The sequence below is a fragment of the Streptomyces sp. NPDC007189 genome, from assembly GCF_040703635.1.
Classification (GTDB): domain Bacteria; phylum Actinomycetota; class Actinomycetes; order Streptomycetales; family Streptomycetaceae; genus Streptomyces.
Genome location: NZ_JBEYEY010000002.1, coordinates 655,751 through 668,588, shown reverse-complemented (window position 1 = coordinate 668,588; position 12,838 = coordinate 655,751). Strand labels below are relative to the sequence as shown.

At 71.4% G+C, this 12,838-nt stretch carries 11 protein-coding genes; 4 read left to right on the top strand and 7 right to left on the bottom strand.

Annotated elements, in window-relative coordinates; genetic code table 11:
* Both AB0950_RS06140 and coxB read right to left on the bottom strand, forming a co-directional pair.
* A partial coding sequence (locus AB0950_RS06140) for a cbb3-type cytochrome c oxidase subunit I (RefSeq protein WP_366777912.1) occupies positions 1–662 on the bottom strand: 662 nt, incomplete at its 3' end.
* Positions 659–1,618, bottom strand: a complete 960-nt coding sequence (coxB, locus tag AB0950_RS06135) for a cytochrome c oxidase subunit II (protein WP_366777911.1) — start codon at positions 1,616–1,618, stop codon at positions 659–661. The genes AB0950_RS06140 and coxB, both read right to left, overlap by 4 nt.
* 293 nt (positions 1,619–1,911) lie before the next feature.
* Here coxB and AB0950_RS06130 point away from each other — a divergent pair, with 293 nt between their 5' ends.
* Positions 1,912–3,291, top strand: coding sequence for an aminotransferase class V-fold PLP-dependent enzyme (locus AB0950_RS06130; protein ID WP_366777910.1), 1,380 nt, complete (start codon positions 1,912–1,914; stop codon positions 3,289–3,291).
* 27 nt (positions 3,292–3,318) lie between these two features.
* Here the strand turns inward: AB0950_RS06130 and AB0950_RS06125 are convergent, their stop codons facing one another.
* Positions 3,319–4,293 (bottom strand): carbohydrate kinase family protein, encoded by a 975-nt coding sequence (locus AB0950_RS06125; protein WP_360143375.1) that lies wholly within the window; start codon positions 4,291–4,293, stop codon positions 3,319–3,321.
* Positions 4,294–4,422: 129 nt separating this feature from the next.
* Here AB0950_RS06125 and AB0950_RS06120 point away from each other — a divergent pair, with 129 nt between their 5' ends.
* Complete coding sequence (locus AB0950_RS06120; RefSeq protein ID WP_360143378.1) at positions 4,423–4,632, top strand: hypothetical protein; 210 nt, start codon at positions 4,423–4,425, stop codon at positions 4,630–4,632.
* 102 nt (positions 4,633–4,734) lie between these two features.
* Entirely contained in the window at positions 4,735–6,228 is a 1,494-nt protein-coding gene (locus tag AB0950_RS06115; protein WP_366777909.1) for a hypothetical protein, read from the top strand.
* Positions 6,229–6,319: 91 nt separating this feature from the next.
* Here the strand turns inward: AB0950_RS06115 and AB0950_RS06110 are convergent, their stop codons facing one another.
* Complete coding sequence (locus AB0950_RS06110) at positions 6,320–6,676, bottom strand: iron-sulfur cluster assembly accessory protein (protein ID WP_301974519.1); 357 nt, start codon at positions 6,674–6,676, stop codon at positions 6,320–6,322.
* A gap of 264 nt (positions 6,677–6,940) precedes the next feature.
* Between AB0950_RS06110 and nadA the strand changes: the two genes are divergently transcribed.
* The gene (nadA, locus tag AB0950_RS06105) at positions 6,941–8,125 is read left to right on the top strand and encodes a quinolinate synthase NadA (RefSeq protein WP_360143385.1); all 1,185 of its coding nucleotides are present in this window, start codon (positions 6,941–6,943) and stop codon (positions 8,123–8,125) included.
* Here the strand turns inward: nadA and AB0950_RS06100 are convergent.
* From AB0950_RS06100 to AB0950_RS06090, 3 genes are all read right to left on the bottom strand, one after another.
* Positions 8,049–8,618 carry a hypothetical protein gene (locus AB0950_RS06100; RefSeq protein WP_366777908.1) on the bottom strand — a complete coding sequence of 190 codons (570 nt, stop codon included), beginning with the start codon at positions 8,616–8,618 and terminating at the stop codon, positions 8,049–8,051. The genes nadA and AB0950_RS06100 overlap by 77 nt on opposite strands.
* 227 nt (positions 8,619–8,845) lie before the next feature.
* On the bottom strand, positions 8,846–11,947 hold the full coding sequence (locus AB0950_RS06095) for an efflux RND transporter permease subunit (protein WP_360576150.1): 3,102 nt from the start codon (positions 11,945–11,947) through the stop codon (positions 8,846–8,848).
* 201 nt (positions 11,948–12,148) lie between these two features.
* Positions 12,149–12,829, bottom strand: a complete 681-nt coding sequence (locus AB0950_RS06090; protein ID WP_360143391.1) for a response regulator transcription factor — start codon at positions 12,827–12,829, stop codon at positions 12,149–12,151.
* Positions 12,830–12,838: the final 9 nt, after the last annotated feature.

The window sequence follows — 12,838 nt, the reverse complement described above, 5'->3', positions numbered from 1 at the left end:
GCGGTCAGCAGCACGTTCCACACGAAGATCGGCATGCGGAACATGGTCATGCCCGGGGCGCGCATGCAGATGATCGTGGTGATGAAGTTGACCGCGCCGAGGATGGTGCCGAAGCCGGAGAAGGCCAGACCCATGATCCACATGTCGGCGCCGATGCCCGGGCTGCGGACCGCGTCCGACAGCGGGGAGTAGGCGAACCAGCCGAAGTCGGCCGCGCCCTCCGGGGTGAGGAAGCCGCCGACCGCGATGGTCGAGCCGAACAGGTACAGCCAGTAGGCGAACATGTTCAACCGCGGGAACGCCACGTCCGGCGCGCCGATCTGCAGCGGCATGATCCAGTTCGTGAAGCCGGCGAACAGCGGCGTCGCGAACATCAGCAGCATGATCGTGCCGTGCATCGTGAACGCCTGGTTGAACTGCTCGTTCGACATGATCTGCAGACCCGGCCGGGCCAGCTCGGCGCGCATGAGCAGCGCCATCACGCCACCGATCAGGAAGAACGCGAACGACGTCGCAAGGTACATCGTCCCGATCGTCTTGTGGTCGGTGGTCGTCAGCCACTTCACCACGACATTGCCGGGCTGCTTGCGCCTGACCGGCAGCTCGTCCGCGTACGCGCCTTCAGCTGCCGCGGCACCCTGGGGTTCGTTGAGGATGCTCACAGGTTGTTCGTCTCCCGGTTCTTCTCGTGGCTCGTCTGCGCGATGCCGGCGGGAACGTAACCGGTCTGCCCCTTCTTGGCGAGGTCCTGGAGGTGCTTCTGGTACGCCGCCGGGGAGACGACCTTCACGTTGAACAGCATGCGCGAGTGGTCGACACCGCAGAGCTCGGCGCACTTGCCGCGGAAGGTGCCCTCGCGGTTGGGGGTCACCTGGAACGCATTGGTGTGGCCCGGGATGACGTCCTGCTTCATCAGGAACGGCACCACCCAGAAGGAGTGGATGACGTCACGAGAGGTCAGGACGAAGCGGACCGTCTTGCCCTTGGGGAGCCAGAGGGTCGGGCCGGGATTGCCGTTCTGCGGGTTCCGCGTGCCCGGGGTACCGACGTCGTAGACACCGCCCGCGTTGGCCGGGAAGTCCTTCTTGAACCGGTCCGGAATGGCGTCCAGGTTCTTGTCGGTCTTGGCGTCGCCGGAGACACCGGGGACGTTCTCGACGTAGTTGAAGCCCCAGCTCCACTGGAAGCCGACCACGTTGACCGTGACGTCGGGCTTCTTGGAGAGGTCCAGGAGCTTCGACTCGTCCCGGGCCGTGAAGTAGAAGAGCACCGAGATGATGATGATCGGGGCCACCGTGTACAGGGCCTCGATCGGCATGTTGTACCGGGTCTGCGGAGGTACCTCGACCTTGGTGCGGCTGCGCCGGTGGAAGAAAGCACTCCACAGGATCAGGCCCCACACCAGCACGCCGACGGCGAGCGCGGCCGCCCAGGATCCCTGCCACAGGGAGAGGATCCGCGGAGCCTCTTCCGTGGTCGGGGTGGGCATGCCAAGGCGGGGGAAGTCCTTGTATGTGCAACCGGTTGCGGTCGCCAGGACCAGGCCCGCGGTCAGTGCCTGCAGCAGCTTCCGCCGCATCGGGCGCCGCGGCGAGCGGTCGGAGCCGTTGGGACTCACGTAGCGCCTTCCCGAGAGTCTCGCCCGCGCGGTCGGCTGCGGCCTTCTCGCTGGTCGGTCGCCGCCCTGCGTCGGGCAGGGGTTTGGATGTTTATGCGGACCAAACCCTAGCCGACGCCCTCCGGGGGCTCGCGGGGAGGGGGGCATACGCGTCGCCTGTCACTCGGTTGGGGAGGCAATGGGCGCCCAATAGCTCGGGTTGTGGGGGTTTGCTGGGCGGGTGGGGGTGCGTGGTGGGTTCGCGCGCACTTCCTCGCGCCCCTTTACTCTCACCTGCGTTTTAACGTTGCCGTATGGCCTACTTCGACGCTGCCTCCGCCGTTCCCCTCCACCCCGTTGCCCGTCAGGCGCTGTTGGCCTCGGTGGACGAGGGGTGGGCGGATCCCGCGCGGCTGTACCGGGAGGGCCGCAAGGCCCGGATGCTGCTGGACGCGGCCCGGGAGGCGGCTGCCGAGGCCGTCGGCTGCCGGGCGGACGAGGTGGTGTTCACCTCCTCCGGCACCCGGGCCGTACACACGGGCGTCGCGGGGGCGTTGGCCGGGCGGCGGCGGGTGGGACGCCACCTGATCGTGTCGGCGGTCGAACACTCCTCCGTACTCCATTCGGCTGAGGTGTGGGAGGCGGACGGCGGGACGGTGACCCAGGTGCCGGTGAACCGGGCCGGGGCGGTGGATCCGGCGGGCTACGCGGCCGCGCTGCGCGAGGACACCGCGCTCGCCGTGCTCCAGTCGGCCAACCACGAGGTGGGCACCGTGCAGCCGGTGGCCGAGGTGGCCGAGGTGTGCCGGGCGGCCGGGGTGCCGCTGCTGGTGGACGCGGCGCAGTCGCTGGGGTGGGGGCCCGTCGAGGGTGACTGGTCGCTGCTGACGGCCAGCGCGCACAAGTGGGGCGGGCCGTCCGGGGTCGGGCTGCTCGCCGTGCGCAAGGGGGTGCGGTTCGCCGTGCAAGGGCCCGTCGACGAGCGGGAGTCGGGGCGCGCGCCCGGGTTCGAGAACATCCCCGCGATCGTGGCCGCCGTGGCCTCCCTGCGGGCGGTGCGGGCCGAGGCGGCCCAGGAGGCGGTACGCCTGCGGGAGCTGACGGAGCGGATCCGCGCCCGGGTGCCGCGGCTGGTGCCGGACGTGGAGGTGGTCGGCGACCCCGAGCGCCGGCTGCCCGGCATCGTCACCTTCTCCTGCCTCTACGTGGACGGCGAGGCGCTGCTGCACGAGTTGGACCGGGAGGGCTTCTCCGTCTCCTCCGGTTCCTCCTGCACCAGCAGCACGCTGACGCCCAGCCATGTGCTGAAGGCGATGGGCGTGCTCAGCGAGGGGAACGTACGGGTGTCCCTGCCGGCGGGGGCGGCCGAGGAGGACGTGGAGCGGTTCCTGGAGGTGCTGCCGGGCGCGGTCGCGGGGGTCCGGGAGAAGCTGGGCGCACCGGCCGCACCGGCCGCCCAGGAGGGCCCCGGGGAAGTGCTGGTCGACTCCCTCGGCAAGCGCTGCCCGATCCCGGTCATCGAGCTGGCCAAGGTGTTCGGACAGGTCCCGGTGGGCGGCACGGTGCGGGTCCTCTCCGACGACGAGGCGGCCCGCCTGGACATCCCGGCGTGGTGCGAGATGCGGGGGCAGGAGTACGTGGGCGAGGAGCCGGCGGACAGGGGTGCGGCGTATGTCGTACGCCGGCTGAACTGAGGGGCCGCAGGGCGCGGCCCCCGAGCCTCAGCCCAGGTGAGCCCGGACTTCCTCCCCGGCCTCGTCCCCGTACGCCTTCACGAACCGCTCCATGAAGTGCCCGCGCAGCAGCCGGTACTCCTGCGTCCCCACCGTCTCGATGACGAGCGTCGCCAGCATGCAGCCCACCTGCGCGGCGCGCTCCAGCGAGACGCCCCAGGCCAGCCCCGACAGGAACCCGGCGCGGAAGGCGTCGCCGACACCCGTGGGGTCGGCCTTGCGCTCCTCCTCGGGGCAGCCGACCTCGATCGGGTCCTCGCCGACCCGCTCGATGCGCACCCCGCGCGAGCCGAGCGTGGTGACGCGGTGGCCGACCTTGCCCAGGATCTCGGCGTCGCTCCAGCCGGTCTTGGACTCGATGAGGCCCTTCTCGTACTCGTTGGAGAACAGGTACGTCGACCCGTCCAGCAGCAGCCGGATCTCGTCGCCGTCCATGCGGGCGATCTGCTGGGAGAAGTCGGCGGCGAACGGGATCCCGCGGGAGCGGCACTCCTCGGTGTGGCGGAGCATCGCCTCCGGGTCGTCGGCGCCGATGAGGACCAGGTCGAGGCCGCCCACGCGGTCGGCGACGGTCTTCAGCTCGATGAGCCGGGCCTCGCTCATCGCGCCGGTGTAGAAGGAGCCGATCTGGTTGTGGTCGGCGTCGGTGGTGCACACGAAGCGGGCGGTGTGCAGGGTCTCGGAGATCCGCACCGAGGCGGTGTCGACGCCGTGCCGGTCGAGCCAGGCCCGGTACTCGTCGAAGTCGGGGCCGGCGGCGCCGACCAGGATCGGCTTCGTGCCGAGCTGGCCCATGCCGAAGGCGATGTTCGCGCCGACGCCGCCCCGGCGCACGTCGAGCTTGTCGACCAGGAAGGAGAGCGACACCGTGTGCAACTGGTCGGCGACCAGTTGGTCGGCGAACCTGCCGGGGAAGGTCATGAGGTGGTCGGTGGCGATGGAGCCGGTGACTGCGATGCGCACGACGGCATTCTCCTGCGGGAGGCTGGGTTGACAGTTCACGCTACCCGGTCCGCCACCCCGACTGCAGCTGGCGAAACTACCCGATAGTAGATCTTTCTTCGCACCCCGGAGCAGGCCTACGGTGCCGTCATGACGAACCTCAAGGTCCACTCCCCCGCCCCGGCCGACCTCGAGGGCGATCTCGCCGCGCTGCGCGGTGACTGCGCCCGGATGGCTCCGCACTGGGCGGTTCCCGAGCACCCCGCGTCCCGGCCGGTGCCGCCGTCCCAGATCCACGGGGTGAGCGTGCCGGCGCGTTCCGCGCGGCTGCTGGACGCCATGTCCGAGTACGGCGACTGAGGCGCGGGGCGCGTTCCGCCGGGAACCGCACGCTCCCCTCCCGCGTCCCATCGCCGTCCCCCACGCGGGGGAGGCGGGATACGACCAGCGAGGAGCGATGCGGTGAACACCGAGCGACCCGAGAACCGCGAGCACCCCGAGGGCTCCGAACACGCCGAGGCCCCCGGCCCGGGCGGGCCGGCCGGGCGGCGGCGGTCGCCGCTCGTCGTGGTCTCCGTGGCCGCCGCCGTGCTGCTGGCCGGCGGTGGTGGCGCCTGTCTCGCGGCGGGCAGCGACGGCGGCGGCCGTACGGGCGGACCGGGCGCGGCCGGCTCCGGCGCCACTCCTCCGCCGCTCGCACTGGACGGCTTCGGGGGCGGCGTCGCGCCGGGCGAGCCTGACCCGTACGGCGCCACGTACGTCGCCCAGGGGCGGTTGCCGGCCGGTCCCGGGTCCGCGCCGGTGTACGTGCCGAAGGGCGAGGTCGGCCGGGACGCGGTGGCCCGGCTGGCCAGGGCGCTGGGCGTCGACGGCGCCCCGGTGGCCGAGGGGCGGATCTGGCGGGTCGGCGGCAAGGACGGCACCGGGCCGAGCCTGACGGTGCACCGGGACGCGCCGGGCAGCTGGACCTTCAGCCGGTACGCGCCGGGCACCGACGACTGCAAGAAGGGCGCCCTGTGCACGCACGACCCGATGGGCCCGGCCGGCGCCCCGGTGAGCGCGGCGAAGGCGACCCGGGCCGCGGCGCCGGTGCTGAAGGCGGCCGGGCTGGACGACGCGAAGATCGACGCGGGCCAGGTGATGGGCGCCCAGCGGGTGGTCAACGCCGATCCGGTGGCCGGCGGGCTGCCGACGTACGGCTGGACGACCGGCCTGACCGTGGACCGGCAGGGCGAACTGGTCGGCGGCCACGGGCTGCTCGGGGCGCCGGCGAAGGGCGACACGTATCCCGTGCTGAGCGCCGCGAAGACGCTGAAGCTGATGAACGCGGCGCCGCAGGGCGACCACCGGATGGGGATCGGCGGGTGTGCCGGCCCGGTGCCGATGAAGAACCGGCTGGAGCAGCCGTGCGGCGCGTCCACGGGGGCGCCGAAGCGGGGGGCGGATGCGGGAGAGGACCAGGTCACCGTGGAGAAGGCGGTGTTCGGGCTGGCCGCGCACTCGGTGGCCGGGCGGCAGACGCTGGTGCCGTCCTGGCTGTTCCAGGTGCGGGGTCCGGGCGGGCAGGGGGCGTCCACGGTGTCGTATCCGGCGGTCGACCCCCGGTATCTGGCGCCCGCGGCCAAGCCGTCGGCGCCCACCGCGTCCGCGGCGCCCCGGACCGTGAAGGTGATCGGCTACCTGGCCGACGACAGCGAACTGACGGTGAGCTTCTACGGCGGGGTGTGCGCCGACTACACGGTGGCGGCGCGGGAGAGCGGCGCGCGGGTGACCGTGAGCGTGACGGAGCATCCCTGGCCGGACAAGGTGTGCGTGCTGATCGCCAAGGAGTACGTGAAGACCGTACGGCTCGCCGCGCCGCTGGGCGGACGGAGCGTGGTCGGCGCGGACGGCAGCCGGATCCCGCAGGCCAAGCCGGGGGCGCTGCGGCCGGACGCCTCGCCGCAGGCCCGGTAGGACACCGCGGTACGACGAAGGCGGCGGCCCCCCGTGCAGGGGGCCGCCGCCTTTCCAGGACCGTGGGGCCGTGAGGGCCCGGGCCCTCGGCTCAGCTGAAGGAGTCGCCGCAGGCGCAGGAGCCGGTCGCGTTCGGGTTGTCGATCGTGAAGCCCTGCTTCTCGATGGTGTCCACGAAGTCGATGGTGGCGCCGCCGAGGTACGGAGCGCTCATGCGGTCCGTGACGACCTTGACGCCGCCGAAGTCCTTCTCCACGTCACCGTCGAGCGAGCGCTCGTCGAAGAAGAGCTGGTAGCGCAGGCCGGAGCAGCCGCCGGGCTGGACGGCGACGCGCAGCGCGAGGTCGTCGCGGCCTTCCTGGTCGAGCAGGGCCTTGACCTTGGCCGCGGCGGCGTCGGTCAGGACGATGCCGTCGGTGACGGTGGTGGTCTCGTCCGATACGGACATCTACATCTCTCCCGGGTTGTACGGAGACTGCTTGCCGACGATTCCAACCGGCGCTTCCGCGGATTCATTCCGGGCCGGGCAGTCACGTTGTCGCGGTGGTGGTTCCCTCTTCATGCTCGCATATGGCCGGGAACGCCGACAGCGGCCCGGAGGGGGAGTCCGGCGGGATTCACGTCACATCGACGCTATGGCCATCGTCAAACTGACGTGAACCGGTTATGATAGATAGCGTCAGTTAGACGAAAAGTAGAAAGGGTGCGTGTCGTGACCACCGCCCAGACCCCGGAGCTCGACGTACAGCCGACTCCGCTCGCCCTGCTGCTGCTCGGCCGCGAGGCCGACCCGAAGAGCGAGCGGGGCGTCGAGTGCCCCGGTGACCTTCCGTCGCCGTCCGACCCCGACCTGGTGCAGCGCGCCCGCGCGGCCAAGGAGAAGCTCGGCGACAAGGTCTTCGTGCTCGGCCACCACTACCAGCGCGACGAGGTCATCCAGTTCGCCGACGTCACGGGCGACTCCTTCAAGCTGGCCCGGGACGCGGCCGCGCGCCCGGAGGCCGAGTACATCGTCTTCTGCGGTGTGCACTTCATGGCCGAGTCGGCGGACATCCTCACCTCCGACGACCAGAAGGTCGTCCTGCCCGACCTCGCCGCCGGCTGCTCGATGGCCGACATGGCGACGGCCGAGCAGGTCGCGGAGTGCTGGGACGTGCTGACGGAGGCCGGGATCGCCGAGCAGGTCGTCCCCGTCTCGTACATGAACTCCTCCGCCGACATCAAGGCGTTCACCGGCAAGCACGGTGGCACGATCTGCACCTCGTCGAACGCCAAGCGGGCCCTGGAGTGGGCCTTCCAGCAGGGCGAGAAGGTGCTCTTCCTGCCCGACCAGCACCTCGGCCGCAACACCGCCGTCCGGGACATGGGCATGTCCCTGGACGACTGCGTGGTCTACAACCCGCACCGGCCGAACGGCGGGCTGACGGCGGACGAACTGCGCGCCGCGAAGATGATCCTGTGGCGCGGGCACTGCTCCGTCCACGGCCGCTTCAGCCTGGACTCGGTCGACGACGTGCGCGAGCGCATCCCCGGCGTGAACGTCCTGGTGCACCCCGAGTGCAAGCACGAGGTCGTGGCCGCGGCGGACTACGTCGGCTCCACCGAGTACATCATCAAGGCCCTGGAGGCGGCCCCGGCCGGCTCCAAGTGGGCCATCGGCACCGAGCTGAACCTGGTCCGCCGGCTGGCGAACCGTTTCGCGCCCGAGGGCAAGGAGATCGTCTTCCTCGACAAGACGGTCTGCTTCTGCTCGACCATGAACCGCATCGACCTGCCCCACCTGGTCTGGGCCCTGGAGTCCCTCGCCGAGGGCAACCTGGTCAACCGCATCGAGGTCGACAAGGAGACCGAGGCGTTCGCCAAGCTCGCCCTGGAGCGCATGCTGGCGCTGCCGTAAGGGAGCGCCGTACGGGTGTCGTCACCCGTACGCGCGTCAGGGGCGCCCCCCGCCGTCGGGGGCGCCCCTTTCCTGTGCCGGTGCGGGGCTCTCCGGGGCCCTTGAGCCCGGCCCCGAGACCATCGGCCTCGACCAGCCTGCCCAGGACCTCCGCCCGGCGCTCCTCGCCGAGGGCCGCGTCCGCGACGAGGCGTTCCGCGGCCAGGTAGCGGGAGAACTCCAGCGGCTGGTGGAAGTACGCGCGCAGACGGCCGGCCGCCGCTTCCTGGGAGCGGATGAAGGTGCGGCTCACATAGCCCGCGAGAGCGGCCGCCACCGCTCCGAGGCCACCCGCGACCACGCTTCCGGCCGTCGTGCTCGCGTGCAGCGCCACGACCACGAATCCGCCCAGCAGCAAGAAGCCGATCACCATGGCGACCTGGGCGTTGCGGAACGAGCGCGCCGCCTGGCCGAGGGCGATCTCGTGGTACAGGTCCAGGCGCCGGTGGGTCACGGCCCACAGCCCGGGCAGGGTGAGCCGGGTGCCGGCGACCTCGGGCCGGCCCTGCGCGCCGGGGCGGGTAGAGGCCGTCCCACCACGGACCCGGCCGCTGGGGGACGTACTGACACGAACCGCCCTGTGCGGGGCCAGGCGGGTACACGCCCACCGACGACCCCGGCTGCGGCCCCCCGAACCCGCCCGCACCGCAGTGGGGCCCGGCCGTTCGCATCACCGGACGACTACACGCCCGCCGGTTCCGGAGTGCGCTGGACCTCCGGCTGCTGCTTCGCCGCCCGCTTCTTGGCGCGGCGCTCCTTGCGGAGTTCCAGCATCGCGTAGAGCGTCGGCACCAGCAGGAGCGTCAGCAGGGTCGAGGTGATCAGGCCGCCGATGACGACCACCGCGAGGGGCTGGGCGATGAAGCCGCCCTCGCCGGTGACGCCCAGCGCCATGGGAAGCAACGCGAAGATCGTCGCCAGGGCCGTCATCAGGATCGGGCGCAGACGGTGGCGGCCGCCCTCGATCACGGCCTCGACCACGCCGTGGCCCTGCCTGCGGTACTGGTTGATCAGGTCGATCAGGACGATCGCGTTGGTCACCACGATGCCGATCAGCATCAGCATGCCGATCATCGCCGGGACGCCCATCGGGGTGCCGGTCGCGACCAGCAGGCCGATCGCGCCCGTCGCCGCGAACGGGATCGACACCAGCAGGATCAGCGGCTGGGCGAGCGAGCGGAAGGTCGCGACCAGCAGCATGAAGACGATCGCGATCGCCGCCAGCATGGCCAGCGCCAGGTTCTTGAACGCGTCGTTCTGGTCCGAGGTCACGCCGCCGATCTCCGCCTTCGCGCCCGCCGGGAGCTTCAGCGCCTTGATCTTCGACTGCAGCTCGGTGCTGATGGCGCCCGTGTTGTCACCGGTCGGCTTGGCCGTGATGGTGGCGGCGCGCCGGCCGTCGATGCGGGTCAGCGACACCGGGCCGTCCACCAGCTTCACGGTGGCGATGTCGCCGAGCCTGACGGGGCCGAGGCGCAGCGCCTTCAGCTGGGCCAGCGTGGTCGCGGGCTTGGCCGACCTCACGACGACGTCCCGCTCGGTGTCGTCGAGGACCGCCTTCGCCGCCGTCGTACCGCGCACCGCCTGGGCGACCGCCGCGCCGAGCTTCTGGTCGTCGAACCCGGCCGCCGCGGCCTTCGCGTTGGCCTTCACCGAGATCCGCGGCACGCTGGTCGAGAGGTCGCTGGTGACGTCGGTGACGTCGTCCAGGCCGGCGACCGTGGAGCGCACCTGCTCGGCCGCCGTGCGCAGGGCCTGCGGGTCGGCGGCCTTCACGACGACGCTCAGGTTCTGGTTGCCGAAGCCGTCACCGGCCGACACGGTGGTCGTGCCGATGCCCTTCAGCCGCTTCAGGCCGTCCTCGATGTGCTGCTGCACCGTGTCGTACGACTTCGAGTCCTTCAGCATCACCTGGTACGACGCCTGGTTGGTGTCCGTGCCGCCGCCGAAGGCCGCCATGAAGCCGGAGGAGCCGACGGTGACCTGGTAGTCCTTGACGCCCTCGGTGGAGGCGAGGAGCTTCTCGACCCGCTTGGCCTGCTGGTCGGTCTCGGCGAGGCCGGTGCCGGGCTTCAGCTCCTGCTTGACGGTGATGACCTCCTGCTCGCCCTGGTCGAAGAAGTTCGTCTTCAGCAGGCCGCCCATGCCGAAGGTCACCACCAGGACCACGAGGGCGATCAGGACGCTGGTGAGGCGCCGGCGGGTGGCGAAGCGCAGGACGGGGACGTAGGCGCGCTGGAGGCGGCTGTTGGCCTCCTTCTCCTCGGCCCGGCGGCGGGCCTCCGCCGCGTCCTCGGGGGTGCCCTTCGGGGCGCGCAGGAACCAGTACGACAGCACGGGGACGACGGTCAGCGACACCAGCAGGGAGGCCAGCAGGGCCGCCGTCACCGTGATGCTGAACGAGCCGAACAACGCGCCCACCATGCCGCCGACCAGACCGATCGGCAGGAACACGGCGACCGTGGTGAGGGTGGAGGAGGTGACCGCGCCGGCCACCTCGCGCACGGCGTTCAGGATCGCTTCCCTGCGCTCCTCGCCGTAGCCGAGGTGCCGCTTGATGTTCTCCAGGACCACGATCGAGTCGTCGACGACCCGGCCGATGGCGATGGTCAGCGCGCCGAGCGTGAGCATGTTCAGCGACAGGCCGCGCGTCCACAGCACGATCAGGGCCAGCACCACCGACAGCGGGATGGAGACGGCCGTCACCAGCGTCGAGCGGACCGACGCGAGGAAGACCAGGATGACCAGGACCGCGAAGAGCAGACCGAGGGCGCCCTCCGTGGTCAGGCCCTTGATGGACTTGGAGACGGCCGGGCCCTGGTCGCTGACGACGGTGAGCTTCGCGCCGGAGCCGAGCTGGGCGCGCAGGCCGGGCAGCTTGTCCTTCACCGCGTGGGAGATGGTGACCGCGCTGCCGTCGTGGTCCATGGTCACGTTGACGGCGAGGCTGGGCCGGCCGTCGGTGCGGGTGATGGAGTCGGCCGGGGCCGGCTGCTCCTTGACCGTGGCCACGTCACCGAGGCGTACGGGCTTGCCGCCGTTCTGGCCGGTGACCCTGAGGTCCTGGATCTGCCGCAGCGAGGTGAAGCCGCCGCCGACCTGCACGGTGCGGCTCACGCCGTCCTCGTCGAACGAGCCCGCCGGGACCGTCGCGCCGCCCGCCTGGAGCGCCTGGCCGAGCGCGGCGGAGGTGAGTCCGGCCCGCGCGAGCTTCGCGTCGTCCGGGGTGACCGTGACCTGCAGGTCGCGCACACCGGTGACCTGGACGCGGCCGACGCCGTCGATGTCCTTCAGCGCCGGTACGACGGTGTCGTCCAACTGGTCGGCGAGGGCCTGCTGGTCCTTGTCGGAGGTGGCGGCGAGGACCACGGTCGGCATGTCGTCGGTGGAGCCGGAGACGACCTGCGGGTCGACGTCGTCCGGGAGCTGGTTGCGGGCCCGGTTCACGGCCTGCTGGACGTCGGAGACGATCCGCTTGGTGTCGTTGCCGTAGTCGAAGGACGCCATGATCACGGCGTTGCCCTCGCTGGCGGTGGAGGTGACGCCGGTGACGCCGTCGACGCCCTGGAGGTTGTTCTCGATCGGCTCGACGACCTGCTTCTCGACCACGTCGGGCGAGGCGCCCTGGTAGGGCGTGATCACCGACACCATGGGCAGGTCGATGGTGGGCAGCAGCTGCTGCTTGATCTGGGGTATCGCGATCAGCCCGAAGACGAGCGCGACGAGCGACATCAGGCCGATCAGGGCCCGTTGCCGGAGGCTGAATCTCGACAGCCAGGACATGGATCAGGGTCTTCCTTCTGTGAGCGGCAGAAGTGCTTCGATGCGCGCCGCAAACGGCGAAGGACGCAGGTGAGCGCCCACTCCCACACCCTCGGCCATGGCCGGGGCCGTTCCGTAAGCCCTGAGTCCATTTCCTCGCCGGGGCCCTACTGCGCCCGCAGTACGCGCGGGGTGGAGACCCGCGCTGCGCCCGGGTGGAGATCACTCCATCCGCGGACGCACCAGCCCCGACTCGTACGCGATCACCACGAGCTGCGCCCGGTCGCGCGCGCCCAGCTTGGCCATGGCCCGGTTGACGTGCGTCTTCACCGTCAGCGGGCTCACCTGGAGGCGTTCGGCGATCTCGTCGTTGGAGTGGCCGCCGGCGACCTGGACCAGCACCTCGCGCTCCCGCCCGGTGAGCGCGCCGAGCCGCTCGGAGCGGGCGGGGTCACGGCCGTCGTCGCCGTCGCCCTGGGCGAGGAAACGGGCGATCAGCCCTTTGGTCGCGGTCGGCGAGAGCAGGGCCTCGCCGCCGGCCGCGACCCGGATGGCGTTCAGCAGCTCCTCCGGCTCGCTGCCCTTGCCGAGGAAGCCGGAGGCGCCCGCGCGCAGCGCCTGGACGACGTAGTCGTCGACCTCGAACGTCGTCAGGATGACCACGCGGACCTCGGTCAGGGAGGGATCCGAGCTGATCATCCGGGTGGCGGCCAGCCCGTCGGTCCCCGGCATCCGGATGTCCATGAGGACGACGTCGGCGGCCTGCTCCTTGGCCAGCCGGACGGCTTCGGCCCCGTCGGAGGCCTCCCCCACCACCTCCATGTCGGGCTCGGAGTCGACCAGCACCCGGAACGCGCTGCGCAGCAGGGCCTGGTCGTCGGCGAGCAGGACACGGATCGTCATGCGGTCTCC

Coding starts and splice junctions, on each gene's coding strand:
- AB0950_RS06130 (WP_366777910.1), top strand. CDS start 1,912: ATGGCCTACTTCGACGCTGCCTCCGCCGTTCCCCTCCACCCCGTTGCC.
- AB0950_RS06120 (WP_360143378.1), top strand. CDS start 4,423: ATGACGAACCTCAAGGTCCACTCCCCCGCCCCGGCCGACCTCGAGGGC.
- AB0950_RS06110 (WP_301974519.1), bottom strand. CDS start 6,676: ATGTCCGTATCGGACGAGACCACCACCGTCACCGACGGCATCGTCCTG.
- AB0950_RS06095 (WP_360576150.1), bottom strand. CDS start 11,947: ATGTCCTGGCTGTCGAGATTCAGCCTCCGGCAACGGGCCCTGATCGGC.
- AB0950_RS06090 (WP_360143391.1), bottom strand. CDS start 12,829: ATGACGATCCGTGTCCTGCTCGCCGACGACCAGGCCCTGCTGCGCAGC.